Raw genomic sequence first — 14,631 nt, forward strand, 5'->3', positions numbered from 1 at the left:
ATACATTTTTGTTATAGGGTCAGCGTCATGCCGTCATAGGCCACTTCGATTTCCTGTGCTTGCAGTTGGCGGCGTTCCGGGGAATCTTCCTGTAGTATCGGGTTGGTGTTGTTAATATGAATCAGTATTTTGCGTTTTCCGGGTAGCCCATTCAGCTGTTCTATCATGCCACCGTCTCCGCTTTGAGGCAGGTGGCCCATCTCTCTTGCCCGTTTGGTGGAGCCCACTTTCTCCATTTCGTTATCCTGCCAGCAGGTGCCATCCACCAGCAGGCAGTCAGCCTTTTCCATATAGGTCTTTATTAATGGTGTGATGCGCCCCAGTCCGGGAGCGTACAACAAGCTACGGCCACTCACGCGATCTTTGATATACAAGGCAATGTTGTCGCCTTGCTTCGGATAGTTGCGGCGCGGGGAGTATGGGGGTGCATTGCTGATCAGCGGCACCGCATGCCAATCCAGTGTCGGTGTTTGGTCCAGGTGAAACGAAAGACTCCCACTCTCTGGTATGTTTTTATGGGCAAAACCACCGTTCCAGTGGTGCAGTACCGGTATTAAAGGAAACGAATCACAGAGTTCCTTGTATACAAGGTCGGTGCAGTAGAGATCCATCGGCAGGCCTTCCCGTAGTGCCAGTAGCCCGGCAACGTGATCAATCTGTGCATCCGTGAGCAGCACGGCTTTAATGGGAGTGTGGCGGGTGTCTTTGGGCCAAAGTGCTTGATTCTCGGTAAGCTGTTGGCGAATGTCCGGGGAGGCATTCACCAATACCCAGTTCACACCATCACTGCTGACAGCGATGGAGGATTGGGTGCGGGGAGAGGCTTGTATGGCGTTGTTGCGAACACCTTGGCAGAGTTCGCAACCGCAATTCCATTGCGGGCAACCGCCACCGGCGCCTGAGCCCAATACCAGGATCTGCATTAGCGTGCAAAGGCGTACATGGTGATTTCAAAGCCAAGGCGAGTACGGGTATAGGTAGGTTTCTGCCACATAAGGTGTTCCTCTTTTTATTATGATGAGGATCCAGTATAGGCTGAGGTGCTTTGCACTTTTGGACAATGGGTGTGCAGATAAGCGTGCTTTGCCTCCGCCCATTGGGTCGCTGTTGGTTTGGTTGCGCTTTAAATGGCCGTGTAACCACCGTCTACCATAAGTTGATGGCCCAGTATGAACGCGGATTCTGTTGAGCTTAGGAACAGCACCGCATTGGCGACGTCTTCAGCTTCGCCCAGTCGACCAATTGGATGGGCTTGGGTGGCTATGGCCTCACGGCGGGGGTCGCGAGCGAAGGCCTGGCGGGCCATCTCGGTGTTGATCACACCGGGGCATACTGAATTCACCCGAATTCCTTTGCGGCCATATTCAACGGCAGCGGTTTTGGTCATGCTAACCACCGCGTGCTTGGTCGCGCCATAAATGGGCATGCGTGGTGAGCCGATGACTCCGCCAATGGATGCGGTGTTTACGATCGCTCCACCACAGCCTTGGGCCAGCATCTGTTCTATTTCATATTTCATACATAGCCAGACGCCTTTGACGTTGACGGCCATGAGTTTATCAAAGGTGTCTTCTTCTACTTTCGCCAAGGGCGTATTTTCAAGATCGATACCGGCGTTGTTAAAGGCTACATCCAGCTGGCCGAACTCGTCCACAACCTTGCTGATGATGGCAGCCACCTGGTCGCCCTGAGATACATCGGCACGGATTGCGATTGATTCTCCGCCCACAGAGTTGATGTCGCAGGCTACCTTGTTGGCTTGTTCTTCGTTGATGTCCACGATCGCAACGCGCATTCCTTGTTGCGCGTAAGCTAACGCGGTGGCCTTGCCTATTCCTGAACTTCCTCCGGTGACGAGAGCGACTTTGCCGGTCAGATCCTGATACTTCATTTAAAACCCCGTGCGTGTTGTGTAGGTGGTGGATACAGTCGATCCAGAATCAAGGCAATGCTCTGTTGTACCGGCTGTGTGGAGCGTTCTATTTTCATGCGCAGCAGAGCGCCTTCCCATACACTCCAGGTGGTGCCGGACAGGGTTTGGGCATCGACGTCTGTTCTTACGGAGCCTGCCTGTTGAGCTTGTTCGATCAGATTGGCCAGGCGATCTCGCCAAGCTTGCTGAGCGGCGATCAGGCTTAGGCGACAGCATTCACTGGAGAGCGCGATTTCCGCTGCGAAGTTTCCAATCAGACAGCCTGCGGGGCTGCTGGCTCGTTGGTGGTGATCAAGCATGCATTCAAATACATGCCTGATGGCTGCCATGGGGTCGTGCGGGGCCGATGCCATCATGTGTTGCCAGGCCTCGGCACTGTTTTCGGCATAGTAATCCACGATTACAGCGGCAAAGGCCTCTTTGCTGGTGAAGTGATTGTAAAAGGAGCCTTTCGGTACACCGGCGTGATCCGTAATCTGTTTGATGCCTGTTCCGTTGTAGCCTTGGTTCAGGAAAAGTGAGAGACCGGACTTGATCAGGCGCTCTGGAATGTCGTTGGGGTCAGATGTTCTACTCATCGGATCATAATATGACCGGTCGTCTTAAAGTGCAAATTGAATCGTAGTATGCACTTTTGGACAGAGCCTGTGCCCGACTGGATAGACATAAGTAAACATTTGTAGCTAGGTAAGTCTCTTGTTGCTTTATTGTAAATCACACGGATTAATGGCTTCTGTGCTGGCCAAATCTGCATACAATTGATGGACTCATAATAATTACAAAAAACGATGCGCCTATGTTCTGGTTTAAACTTTGGAACCTGCCCCCTGATCAGCCTAATGATCCGCTTGTGCCTATTTTCGCGTTTATGCTGTCACAGAAAACGTTCAATCGTATGGGCGTTGGGGCGAAAGTGTGGGAGCAATTCCTCAAGCATTGCGTCAACATTGATATTTGCAACGTCGATGAGTTGAACACGTTCATCAGCGTCAAAACCTATCTGCAGGTCATTCGCTTTGGCACATCAATGTGCGGCACCGAAAAATTCATTCATTGGTACGTTGAGGATTCAGGGCCGCATCATTTTGGGCCGGTGGGTATGGCCGCTGCAACGGCACCTACGGTGTCTGCCTGTTTGGATGTGTGGCTACAGCATGCTTATATCACAGCGCCTCTTATTAATATCGAGCAGGTAAAAAGTCAGAACGATGTCACCATTTATTTCGATGACGTGCTCGATATGGGGCCGGTGAAAGATCTGTATATAGAGCTCAGTATGCTGTTGATCCGGCGCAAAATTCAGGAGGCGAGTAACGGCACAAGTCAGGTTCGTGTCCGGCTGGCCCATGAGCCTATTCATGCTTTGGAATATTACGATCGGTTCTTCAACTTACGGCCGGAATCGGGTCAGCGTAATGCCTTGATCTTCCCCCGTGGCGATCTGGAGATCGAGAGCGAAAACTACTCACCGCTACCATATATCAGAGCGTTGGAAGACTGCGAAGGGTTGAGGGAAAACTTTAGACGCCATGAACGAGTCAGCCATCAGGTGCGCCAACTGTTGGTGGAAGGCAGCAAAAACAATCGGTTCTACACCCTCGACCAAGTTGCGGATCGGCTATGTATGTCGGTGCGCACCCTTACCCGGCGCTTGGGGAATGAGCATGCCAGCTTTCGCGATCTGCTCAGTCAGGTGCGGCTGGAGCTGGCCAAGAAACAGCTCCAGAACACCGAGTTACCGATAAAAACCATTTGCAGCAACGCCGGTTTCACGAATGTTTCTGCTTTCTCCAGAGCATTTCGTAAATACATGAAGGTATCCCCTACGGATTTTCGTCAACGTGAATGACGTCTAGATCAAGCTGCGTGGCGAATTCCATAAGGTGTTGCCCCGTGATAAGCTTGCCAGCCTACAATTAAACCAAATGACTTAATATCGAGGGAAGCATGATTTGGCACCATATTGAAAAGGGTCACGGACGCCCCCTGATACTCTTGCATGGAATTGGCATGAACAGTGAGGCCTGGGCTCCGGTAATGGAGCGTTTGGCGATTCAGCGTCGAGTCATCTCGTTTGATATTCCGGGATTTGGCAAGACTCCAGGTATTCAGGATCGCGAACCCAACTCCGAGGCCATGGTGGCGAGTCTGGCCCAAAGCCTGGCCAAGATGGGGATCGACGAACCTGTGGATATCGTCGGAAACTCTCTCGGCGGCCGCATTATGTTTGATGCTGCTGCTGAAGGGCTGGCACGCAGCATTGTCGGTATCTCCCCTGCGGGTCTGTGGCGCGAAAAAGGGCCTGCCCATATCGAGCCTTTATTCGGTGCTATGCGCAAGATGTATAAAACCATGCCGGGTGTGGTCGACCGAATGCTGAAAACTACAGCAGGAAGAACTCTGATCATGGCAGGCGCTGTGTCCGCCCGTGGTTGGAAAATGCCTGCCCATGAAGCCATTCGTTCGGCCCGTATGTTTGCCGATTCCCATCAATTCGACCCGATATTTGAAGCGTTCCGACCACCGTTCCTGCGGAGCAGCGAAATCAGCGTGCCGTGTACGGTGGCTTTTGGTGATTTGGATATGGTGTTTCCGGTGGGTACCCGTGATAAAACCCGTGCCCCTGCCCACACCAAATGGGTCCGGCTGCCCGGATGTGGCCATGTGCCCATGTGGGATCATCCGGAGCTGGTGAGTCACGTGATTCTGCAAGGTACTCACTAGCAGTTGGCCTAAATTCCTCAAAAAGCTGCGCTCCTGCTGTCTATGTAGAAGGCTCCTACGGGCCTTAAGGTTCCAACCGCATGACAGTCAGGGAGCGCCATGTCTACCGCCGCTAAACGTCCAGTTGCCAATCACAGTCGATTTGTTCTTCAGATTCCTTCCCTGCAGGATGAGGTTCGCGTAGTGTCATTCCGGTTTCAGGGGGGGCTTGACTCACCTTATGAGTGCGCTCTTGAAATAGCCAGTTTGCGCAGGGATTTGCCACTGGATGAGCTGCTGGGCAAGGCTGCAGTATTGACCCTGTTTGATGAGCGCCACCCGCGTTACATTCATGGTGAGATGACAAGCCTGACGCAGGGCAGTATTGGCAAACGTTTCACAAGCTATAGCGTCACCCTGCGCCCCAAAATCTGGATGCTGGGCTTGCGCAGCGGAATGCGTATATTCCAGGATCAATCGGCCGTTGATATCGTCACAACAGTCCTGAAAGACGCCGGTATAAAAGGTACGGACGTTCGCTGGCAAGTCAGCAGCAAGCCACTGCTTCGTGAATACTGTGTCCAATATCGTGAGACTGATCTTGCGTTCATCAGCCGCTTGTTGGCAGAAGAAGGGCTGTTCTACTATTTTGAGCACGCTCTGGATCGGCATACCCTGGTGATCGCCGATGGCAACAGCACTTTTCAGCCCATGCCAGGCAGTGCCACCTTACCCTATCGTACCCGCACCGGGATGGTCAGTGCAGAAGAGTCAGTGTATGAATTTCATGCGGCTCAACACCTGCAGAGCGGTGCCGTTGCCATGCGTGATTTCGGCTTTGAAAAACCGGCTAATCGGTTGGAAGCCAATCACAGCGCAAAGCATTATCCTGAGTTGCAGCACTATCAATACCCAGGCCATTTTGCGGACACATCCGAGGGTAAGGCCTATGCCAAAGCGCAATTGTTGGGTCATCAGGCATTGCGGGATCAGCGCTACGCCCAATCCGATTGCCTGCGGGTTGCAATAGGGTCACGTTTTACACTGAGTCAGCACAGTACGCAGGCATTTAATTGCGAATACGTAATTACAGCGTTGCGCATGGAAGGCAAACAACCCCAGGTACTTGAGGAGGGAGCCTCAGAAGAAGGCAGCAGCTTTGTGGCACATGTTGAATGTATGCCCGCCTCGGTAGAATACAGGCCTTCGCATAATCAGCCTCGCCCTCGTGTCAGTGGTGTGCAAACCGCCTTTGTCACCGGCCCCAAAGGGGAAGAAATATACACAGATCGATATGGTCGGGTAAAAGTTCAGTTTCATTGGGATCGTGAAGGCAAGCGCGACCAAAACAGCAGCTGTTGGCTGCGCACCAGTCAGGGGTGGGCTGGCAACCAATGGGGAGCAATGGCACTACCCCGAATTGGTCAAGAAGTGATAGTAAGCTTTTTGAATGGCAACCCTGATCGGCCCATTATTACCGGGGCATTATATAACGCCAGCACCCAGCCGCCCTACGATTTGCCTGCCCATAAAACCCGTACCACGTTCAAATCCCAGAGCAGCCCTGGTGCCGATGGATATAACGAGCTGCGAATGGAGGATAAAAAGGGCAATGAGCAGCTTTTTATCCATGGACAGAAAGATGTTGACCTCTATGTTAAGCATGATCGGATGGACAGCATCGATAAAGATCGTCACCGCATCGTTACTAATGTTGCCCATGAAAATATCGGAAACGATCTCAGCAATAAAACCAGTAAAAACCGCAACATCAAAATAGGGCAAACACTGTCACAGCAGGTGGGCGGAGGCGTCCAGCAAAAAGCAGGGCAGAACTGGCTGGAACAAACCGGCGCTGACTATAGCCTCAAGGCCGCCACCAGTGTAGTGCTGGATGCCGGTATGTCCATAACGCTAAAGGCTGGCAGCGGTACCGTGGTGTTAAACCCGGCAGGTGTCTCCATCAGCGGCTCGCAAGTGCGTATCAATAGTGGGGGTGGTGCAGGGTCTGCCAAAGGCGCATCACCGACGGCACCGAAATCTGCGCAAGCTGTTGATTCTGGCAAGCCTGGGTCGGCCGTCAATGCGGTGGGAGCCAACGCTAGATTTAAACAGCAGCCGGTAAGGTTCGATACGAGCAAAGGCAAGCAAGCCGATGCGGCAGAGTCTGAACAATAACAGTCCATGCCGTGTTTCTGGGTGACCCAACTCGAGTGGCGTTGTTGTATAACCAGCAAAGCTATGACTTGATAGCGCTGGACATACATATGCCAGTAATGAATGGCTTTGATGTAATGGCTGCCCTATCTGATTCCTATCCTAATGAGTTTATTCCCATCATCGTATTGACTGCCGATGAGGACAATTACACCCGTGATTTAGCGCTGGCCAGTGGAGCCAGAGATTTTATCCGCAAACCGTTCAATCACCGGGAGGTGTTGCTGCGCTTTCGCAAGTTAAGTTGATAGAGTGTCTGGGGCGTGCAGCGGAGTTCAAGGATAATGAAACGGGTGCCCATGTCATGCGCATTAGTAAAATGACCGGTATCGTGGCGCGGGGCCTGGGCATGACGCCCCATGACGTTGCATTGGTTGAACAGGCCAGCCCCATGCATGATATTGGTAAAATTGGCATACCGGATCGTGTTCTTCTGAAGCCCGGTAAGCTGTCGGGCGATGAATGGACCACTATGCAGACTCATTCCTCATTAGGTGCACACATTCTGCGGGATGACGATAATGATTCAGAGCTGCTTAAAGTGGCGGCGGAGATAGCGTTAAACCATCACGAGCGTTGGGATGGAACTGGCTACCCGAACCGTTTGAGAGGGGAAGAGATACCTTTGTTCACTCGAATCACCAGTGTGTGCGATGTGTTTGATGCATTAACGTCACGACGCCCCTATAAAGAGCCATGGTCAACGGAAGAGGCCATAAAGTTTATGGATGATCAGAGTGGAGGCGCATTCGACCCTGTGATCGTAGAGTGCTTTAAATCACAGCTTCATAAAATTATGGCGATCAAAGCGGAGTATCCCGATTCTTCAGATAGTGCTTGAATCGGTGCAGGGCGGTGAGTCTATGCTATCCCACAAGCGCAATGAGTATCACCACCGAAACCAGAAACAAAGTTATGGCAAAAAGTGCTGACAGGTTAGGTGATTCAATGGTTTTCTGCTGAGTGCTACGCTCAGGGTATGCTTGTTGCTCGTATTGTGTGATTAATGTGCGTGCCGCCGCAATGTTATCGTTGCTTACCCTGATGACAGCAAAGTCATTCATGCCCAATTCGCCGACACCTCCTTGTAGGTAGTGTCCACCCACATGGCTCTCAATACCGTTCGAACGTAGCAACCCCGCAACTATGTGAGCCTCAGTAATGTCCCGTGCTTTATAGATGATTTGCATCGCTTTTTGGCTTTTTTTGGTAGAGGTAGTAGTGGGTGTCATCAGCGGCTTTGGCAGCGTACATGGCGATATCAGCGGCGCGGGTAAGTTCAATGCCCGTGCATCCATGTTGTGGGTAAATGGCTATGCCAATGCTGCAGCCAATGGTGATGGAATTCCGGCCTACGTTAAACGGTTGGCTTAGTTGATGAACCACTTTCTCTGCAATGTGGGTTACGATACTGTCTTCTGTAAGCCCTTCTACAATGATTACGAATTCGTCGCCCCCCAGTCGACTTAATGTGTCAGCGTCACGGGTGACTGATTTCAATCGCGAGGCCACTTCTTGTAAAATTTCGTCGCCGATGGCGTGGCCATACTGATCGTTAACGGGTTTGAACTTATCCAGATCGACGAATAAAAGCGCACAATCTTTTCGACTTCTTTGGGCCCGAGCAATGGCGGTATCCAAACGATCTGAGAACAGGCTGCGGTTGGCCAGTCCGGTAAGATGATCATAGTGAGCCATGTTTTTGAGGTTGCGCTCCAACGCTTTACGTTCACTTATGTCTGCGAACACGGCAACGTAATGGCGCGTTTCATTGCCCTTGCCATACACGGCACTGATGCTTGCTCTTACCGGTAGCTTTACGCCTGCAGAAGTTAGCAATTCAGTGTCTTCTTGCCAGTAACCATGTGTTTTCAATGAATCTTCGATTTTCTTGGATTCTTCTGCGTTGGCTGAGTGATAAAAGTGGGCGGTTTCTCCGATGATGGCTTTGGAAGGATAACCGCTCATATAGCAATAAGCGTCATTAACTGTAAGAACTTTCCGATTGTGGTCACATATTAAAATACCGTCTCGACTGGCTTCCAGAACCGTAGCTGACAGGCGCAGTTGATCCTCCATCTTTTTGATGTTGGTTCGGTCCACCATAAATGCCACACCTAGATCATGGCTGCCATCCATCAACGCACCGCCTAAAAACACGGGTACTCTGTGGCCAGCTTTGTGTATGAAATCCTTGTTGAAGGGGGTGCAGTGGCCAACAGTCATGATTTGTTGCATGGCTTTGTCATCCAGGTCACTATGATCCGGAGGGGTCAGCTCCCGCCAGTTAAGTTGGCCGCTATCCAATTCAGCACGGGTATAACCCAGTATTGATAAAAAGGCGTCGTTGGCATCGTAGAGCTCACCATCCTTGCCCCATATCAGAATGCCGATGATGTTCGAATCATAAAGGGTTTTGAATCGACTCTCGCTGTGTCGTAACTCCGATTCAGTTGCGTCAATTTGCACAATGGTTCTGCGCGCAACCCAGGTCGCTGCTGCCAGCATTGAAAAAAGCAAAAGAATGTTGACGATAAGAAAGGTTCTGGTCATCCAACGGGAGCCCTGGCTCAATTCAAGTGAGAACGCGATTTCCAGCTCGTTAAGTTTTGCATTGAGTCGATCCAGTTCCGGCTTGAACTGAGTCAGATCGGAGAGGGGCAAGGCTTTGTGGTGGTTGCGTATGCGGTTGGCGAGGTCTATAAGTTCAGCAATGTGGCGATCGGCTTCGGTCCAGATTTCAATCGCCCGTTTCATATGTTGAACGCGGTCGGACATCAGAAACAGCCGCATCATGTTGTCTACGTCATCGGGGTGGTTCTTTGCCGCGATGAATCCCTCTCTGGCACTGGTAAAGTCGGGTGTATTTTGCTGTAGTGCCAGGCGTGCCCGCTGATCCTCCAGGTTGATTTGTAAGGATCGATTGAAGTCTTGAAAGGTTCTGTCATCGGGATGATGAATGTATTCATAAAGTTGAATGACTGCTTCTTTCTGGCTCTTGGCCCATAAGCCCTCACCACGAATATAGGCGGTGATGCCACTCATGACTTGAGATTGGAGGTAGCCGAGCATGAACACCACAACGCTCACTGTGAGTAGAATCAGCACAATGACTTTGACCTGCCGCTTTAACGGAGGGGGGACTGGCTTGCGTTCCTTGTTTTTCAACTAAAGGCCCTTATGACGCTGTAGTATTGATCAACTATGACAAATATGACATGCAAATCAAGCTTTAGTCCTGCCATAGCGATTGGTAGATCGACACCATTTCTTCAATAGTGGGTATTCTCGGGTTATTGCCCGGTGATCCGGATGCCTGTGCTTGCTCTGCCATCAGTTCCAGTTTGTTTAGATAGCTCGTTTTATCTATGCCGTATTGTTGCAGTGTGGGTACCTGCAATTCTTGATTCAGGCTCTTCAATTCTTGCAGCAGCTTTTTGTTAGCGATAATCACGTTGTCGTGCTCTTCGGCTATCCCCATGGCTTTCGCGCAGCGGGCGTAACGTAGTTCCGCCCCGGAAATTGAAAACTCGGTAACAGTGGGTAGCAGCATGGCATTGGATAATCCATGAGGCACATGAAAGTGGGCACCAATGGGCCTGCTCATGCCATGTACCAGGGCGACGGAAGCCGCCGAAAATGCAACACCGGCAAGGGTCGCCCCCATCATCATGGCTTCGCGGGCAGCTTCGTTTTTACCATCGTGGTATGCCGTACGTAGATTGGGAGCCAGTAACCTCATGGCGGCCAGAGCCTGGCTGTCGCTATAGGCGTTGGCTTTCTTGCTGACATAGGACTCAATGGCGTGGGTCAGAGCGTCAATGCCGGTATCAGCGGTGACTCGAGGCGGTACGCTCAATGAGAGAGTGTAGTCCACGAGCGCTGCGGCTGGTAAGAAACCCATGCCTACACACAGCATTTTCTCATCCACGTGGTCGTCGGTGATGATGGTGAAGCGGGTCATTTCTGAGCCTGTGCCTGCCGTGGTGGGTATGGCAATTACGGGCAGGCCGGTTTCGGTGACGTTGCGAGGGAATTTGTAATCGCGCATGGTGCCGCCGTGTTTTGCCAGTATGGCGATGGCTTTAGCGCTGTCGATGGGGCTGCCGCCCCCTAAACCAATCAGACAATCGAAGTTGCCCTGTCGTGTGGCGGCGACCCCGGCGTCAATAGACGCTACGGTGGGCTCTGGTACGGTGTCGGCGAATACTTCACTGTGAATATCGGATTCTGTCAGTACAGCTTGAATGCGCGTGACATAGCCCAGTTTCACCATCATGGCGTCGGTGATGATCAATGGCCGCTGGCAATGCAGCTGGGTAACAATGGAGGCGACCGCTTCGCAAGCATTTTTACCGATCTGCAGAATTCGGGGCAGGATGATGGTGGCAGACATGGTATTCCCTCGTGTTTGTCGCGCTGGTTATTATTGTAATATCCATGCTTATCCTGAGCACGGTTGTTCTACGCTCTGCCTTGCGGGTTATAGCGATGTCCAATCTGTACCTGCAAGGGCCCCCAGTAACAGTGGGCCGTAACCGTGCAGCACTGCACTGCCGGTGGTTAGGGAGATTATCAGTTTCTCGGCTTTAAGGCAGATTTCATCCCGCTTGTCAGGCTGTTCAATGTAATCCATAGACAGCTGAAACATCTCCCGGCTGACGGTTTCAGACACATCATACAAAATTGCCGGATCCAGTTCGGGCAATAAATTCAGGTCCTGAATGTCGTCGGCCATGTCTTGCGCAAAATCCACCATCACCTTGCGCAGGGCTTTGCGCAGAACCGGTGAGGCCCCGTGAAGCTCCCGTACGCCCAGGATGAACGCATTGGGATTGTTGGCCACGTAGTCAAAAAACAGCTTCACTGTCGCTTTGTTAACCTGCATGGACTTGGCCAGGTTCAATTGCGGGTTTTCCTGCCAGGAATCCTGTGGTGTACCCGGAGGCACCACTGATTCTGCCGCTTGGCGTCGTAATGCCCGCAGTGGTTGGCGTATCTCTTTGGTCATCTCTTCAATTATGGCCATCCCAAGCTCGTCAAAGTCTTTGAAATGCCTATAAAAAGTGTTCGGATTCAGGCCAGCTTCCCGTGCCAGCTCCCGCAGGCTCAGCGCGTTGAGGCTGCGGGTGTTGGCATTAAGCTTGAGGGCGGCTTCCATCAACAGGCGCTTGCCCTGGGCCAGTACAGACTTGGAAAGACTCATGGTTAGGCTATTTTTTATACTTTGGTAAACAGGAATGTGAGGAATTGTACCGCCTCTTGACCGGGAAGTATACGCTTGTATACTTAAGTCCATTGGGTAGACACATGTCTACCTGTTGGTGAGATATACCGGGATCAGGCTGGCCCTCCCAATAAAGGTTTTGGCCTGCACAACATAAAAAAGATCAGGACTACAACATGAGTAAGCAGTCAATTGAGCATCATAAGGTGGCCATTGTCGGCAGCGGGTTTTCCGGCCTGGGCATGGCAATTCGTTTGAAGCAAAAAGGCGAGAACGATTTTATCGTATTTGAAAAAGAGGCGGGTGTAGGTGGTACCTGGCGAGTAAATCACTATCCCGGATGTGCGTGTGATGTTCCTTCTCATCTGTATTCGTTTTCTTTTGCGCCCAATCCCAACTGGAGCCGCATGTTTGCTCCTCAGCCCGAAATCAAAAAGTATCTGGAATATTGCGCCGATAAGTTTGGCGTGATGCCCCATATTAAATTGAACAATGCTGTGGCCGGTGCCCGCTGGGATGAAGCGCAGCAGCTATGGATTATTAAAGATCAGAGCGGCAAGCAATACAGCGCCAATATGCTGGTGGCTGGAGCTGGCGGCTTGTCGGTGCCTGCCTATCCGAATATTCCCGGGTTGGAGAGGTTCGAAGGCAAGGCCTTCCATTCCCAGGATTGGGATCATAATTATGACTTGAGCGGCAAGCGAGTTGCGGTGATCGGCACCGGTGCGTCGGCCATTCAGTTTGTGCCTGAAGTGCAGAAGCAGGCCGCTAAATTGGAATTGTATCAGCGTACGCCGCCGTGGATTTTATCCAAGCCTGATCGCGCTATGACCTTTGCAGAAAAGCTGTTGTTTAAGCGCTTCCCCACGGCGCAGCGTGCTTTGCGCGATGGTATTTATTGGTCTTTGGAATCTCGTGTTGTAGGTATGTTGATTAATCCGCGTTTGATGACCATTGCCAAGCGATGGGCCCTGAACCACATTCGAAATCAGATCAGTGATCCTGTGTTGCGCGAAAAAGTGACGCCCGATTACACCATTGGCTGTAAGCGTATTTTGATGTCTGATAATTACTATCCTGCCCTGGATCAGCCTAATGTCGATGTCATTACCACTGGCATTAAAGAGGTTAAGGCCAACAGTATTGTGACAGTGGATGGAGAGGAGCGCGAAGTAGACGCCATCATTTATGGCACGGGCTTCCGCGCCACTGACCCGGTACCAAAAGGTCTATTTTTTGGGCGTAACGGTGTGGATCTAGTGGACACCTGGCCAGAAGGCCCGGAGGCCTATAAGGGCACCACCATCTCAGGCTTCCCTAATTTCTTTATGTTAATGGGCCCGAACACGGGTTTGGGGCATAACTCCATGGTGTTCATGATCGAATCCCAGGTGAACTACGTGATGAGTGCCATGGACTTTATGGAGCGTAAGCGCGTCAAGCAGATAGATGTGGCACCGTCGGCACAGTCTGCCTATAACCATCGCATCCAGAACAAATTAAAGGGCTCTGTGTGGAATGATGGTGGATGCCAAAGCTGGTACCTGCACCCGGTCAGTGGTAAAAATGTGACCTTGTGGCCCGGGTTTACCTGGCAGTTCCGTCAGCAAACCCGTCACTTCGATGCAGGTGCATATCAGCTTAACGGCGCAGAAGAACAAACAACAACACAGGGTACAGTAGGGGCATCTGCATGAAATCATTTAAAAATAAAGTAGCCGCCATTACCGGTGCGGCGTCGGGTATTGGGCGTGCATTGGCGGTTGAGTTGGCCAAGCGGCAATGTCATGTGGCCTTAAGCGATGTTGATGAGGCAGGATTGGCGGAAACAGCACAACAGGTGTCTGCGCTGGGTGTTAAAGTAACCACAGCTAAAGTAAACGTGGCGGATCGCGATGCTGTGCAGGCTTGGGCTGACCAGGTGGTGCAGGATCATGGCAAAGTGAATCTGGTATTCAACAACGCCGGGGTGGCGCTGGGCGGTACGGTTGAAGATACGGATTATGCGGATTACGAGTGGATAGTGGGAATCAATATGTGGGGTGTGGTGTATGGCACCAAAGCCTTCTTGCCCTATATCAAACAGGCCGGTGAAGAAGGCCATGTGATTAATATTTCCAGCGTGTTCGGATTGTTCGCTCAGCCCACCCAAAGTGGTTATAACATGTCCAAATTTGCGGTGCGGGGTTTTACCGAATCCCTGCGTCAGGAGCTGGACATTGAAGGTGGTAAAGTGTCTTGTACCTGTGTGCATCCCGGTGGTATTAAAACCAATATCGCCCGCAATGCACGCATGAGTAACAGCATGGAAAAGCTAACCGGAACTGCCAGCGCTGAGAACATGCGTGATCAGTTTGAAGCCTTGTTTATGACAACATCAGAAAAAGCAGCCAACGTCATTCTATCCGGTGTGATGGCTGACAAGCGTCGGGTGTTAATTGGGCCGGATGCCAGAGTGCTGGACATTATGCAGCGGACGTTGCCAGTGGTTTATCAACGAATCGTGACAACTTCATTCAAGTTAGCGAGCCGATAAGAAAGTAGGATATGA

At 51.4% G+C, this 14,631-nt stretch carries 15 protein-coding genes; 7 read left to right on the plus strand and 8 right to left on the minus strand.

Features of this window, described 5'->3' with window-relative positions:
* Nucleotides 1–11: 11 nt before the first annotated feature.
* The 4 genes from pqqB to Kalk_RS14345 form a co-directional block, all read right to left on the minus strand.
* Nucleotides 12–923, minus strand: a complete 912-nt coding sequence (gene pqqB / locus Kalk_RS14330; protein WP_101894897.1) for a pyrroloquinoline quinone biosynthesis protein PqqB — start codon at nucleotides 921–923, stop codon at nucleotides 12–14.
* On the minus strand, nucleotides 923–994 hold the full coding sequence (gene pqqA / locus Kalk_RS21800) for a pyrroloquinoline quinone precursor peptide PqqA (RefSeq protein ID WP_101896336.1): 72 nt from the start codon (nucleotides 992–994) through the stop codon (nucleotides 923–925). The genes pqqB and pqqA overlap by 1 nt, the downstream gene beginning before the upstream one ends.
* Nucleotides 995–1,123: 129 nt before the next feature.
* Nucleotides 1,124–1,891 (minus strand): SDR family oxidoreductase, encoded by a 768-nt coding sequence (locus Kalk_RS14340; RefSeq protein ID WP_101894898.1) that lies wholly within the window; start codon nucleotides 1,889–1,891, stop codon nucleotides 1,124–1,126.
* Entirely contained in the window at nucleotides 1,888–2,511 is a 624-nt protein-coding gene (locus Kalk_RS14345; RefSeq protein ID WP_101894899.1) for a TetR/AcrR family transcriptional regulator, read from the minus strand. Before Kalk_RS14345 ends, Kalk_RS14340 begins: the two co-directional genes overlap by 4 nt.
* Before the next feature lie 218 nt (nucleotides 2,512–2,729).
* Here Kalk_RS14345 and Kalk_RS14350 point away from each other — a divergent pair, with 218 nt between their 5' ends.
* The 5 genes from Kalk_RS14350 to Kalk_RS14370 all read left to right on the plus strand — a co-directional run bounded on the left by Kalk_RS14350 (nucleotide 2,730) and on the right by Kalk_RS14370 (nucleotide 7,694).
* A complete protein-coding gene (locus Kalk_RS14350) occupies nucleotides 2,730–3,782 on the plus strand; it encodes a helix-turn-helix domain-containing protein (protein WP_101894900.1) in 1,053 nt (350 codons plus the stop codon).
* 98 nt (nucleotides 3,783–3,880) lie between these two features.
* Complete coding sequence (locus Kalk_RS14355; RefSeq protein ID WP_101894901.1) at nucleotides 3,881–4,657, plus strand: alpha/beta fold hydrolase; 777 nt, start codon at nucleotides 3,881–3,883, stop codon at nucleotides 4,655–4,657.
* 99 nt (nucleotides 4,658–4,756) lie between these two features.
* Complete coding sequence (locus Kalk_RS14360) at nucleotides 4,757–6,814, plus strand: type VI secretion system Vgr family protein (RefSeq protein WP_101894902.1); 2,058 nt, start codon at nucleotides 4,757–4,759, stop codon at nucleotides 6,812–6,814.
* Between the two features lie 11 nt (nucleotides 6,815–6,825).
* On the plus strand, nucleotides 6,826–7,101 hold the full coding sequence (locus tag Kalk_RS14365) for a response regulator (protein ID WP_158643502.1): 276 nt from the start codon (nucleotides 6,826–6,828) through the stop codon (nucleotides 7,099–7,101).
* On the plus strand, nucleotides 7,098–7,694 hold the full coding sequence (locus tag Kalk_RS14370; protein ID WP_101894904.1) for an HD-GYP domain-containing protein: 597 nt from the start codon (nucleotides 7,098–7,100) through the stop codon (nucleotides 7,692–7,694). Before Kalk_RS14365 ends, Kalk_RS14370 begins: the two co-directional genes overlap by 4 nt.
* Before the next feature lie 25 nt (nucleotides 7,695–7,719).
* On the opposite strand, the gene Kalk_RS14375 is transcribed toward Kalk_RS14370, so the two are convergent.
* From Kalk_RS14375 to Kalk_RS14390, 4 genes are all read right to left on the minus strand, one after another.
* On the minus strand, nucleotides 7,720–8,043 hold the full coding sequence (locus tag Kalk_RS14375) for a putative signal transducing protein (protein ID WP_101894905.1): 324 nt from the start codon (nucleotides 8,041–8,043) through the stop codon (nucleotides 7,720–7,722).
* The gene (locus tag Kalk_RS14380) at nucleotides 8,027–10,021 is read right to left on the minus strand and encodes a sensor domain-containing protein (RefSeq protein WP_101894906.1); all 1,995 of its coding nucleotides are present in this window, start codon (nucleotides 10,019–10,021) and stop codon (nucleotides 8,027–8,029) included. Before Kalk_RS14380 ends, Kalk_RS14375 begins: the two co-directional genes overlap by 17 nt.
* 64 nt (nucleotides 10,022–10,085) lie before the next feature.
* A complete protein-coding gene (locus tag Kalk_RS14385) occupies nucleotides 10,086–11,249 on the minus strand; it encodes an iron-containing alcohol dehydrogenase (protein ID WP_101894907.1) in 1,164 nt (387 codons plus the stop codon).
* Between the two features lie 87 nt (nucleotides 11,250–11,336).
* Nucleotides 11,337–12,059 (minus strand): TetR family transcriptional regulator, encoded by a 723-nt coding sequence (locus tag Kalk_RS14390; protein ID WP_101894908.1) that lies wholly within the window; start codon nucleotides 12,057–12,059, stop codon nucleotides 11,337–11,339.
* A gap of 197 nt (nucleotides 12,060–12,256) precedes the next feature.
* On the opposite strand from Kalk_RS14390, the gene Kalk_RS14395 reads away from it, so the two are divergent.
* Together Kalk_RS14395 and Kalk_RS14400 are read left to right on the plus strand one after the other, a co-directional pair.
* Nucleotides 12,257–13,777: a flavin-containing monooxygenase gene (locus tag Kalk_RS14395; RefSeq protein ID WP_101894909.1), complete on the plus strand. Its 1,521-nt coding sequence runs from the start codon at nucleotides 12,257–12,259 to the stop codon at nucleotides 13,775–13,777.
* Nucleotides 13,774–14,616, plus strand: coding sequence for an SDR family NAD(P)-dependent oxidoreductase (locus tag Kalk_RS14400; RefSeq protein WP_101894910.1), 843 nt, complete (start codon nucleotides 13,774–13,776; stop codon nucleotides 14,614–14,616). The genes Kalk_RS14395 and Kalk_RS14400 overlap by 4 nt, the downstream gene beginning before the upstream one ends.
* Nucleotides 14,617–14,631: the final 15 nt, after the last annotated feature.

Source organism: Ketobacter alkanivorans, assembly GCF_002863865.1.
GTDB classification, from domain to species: Bacteria; Pseudomonadota; Gammaproteobacteria; order Pseudomonadales; family Ketobacteraceae; genus Ketobacter; species Ketobacter alkanivorans.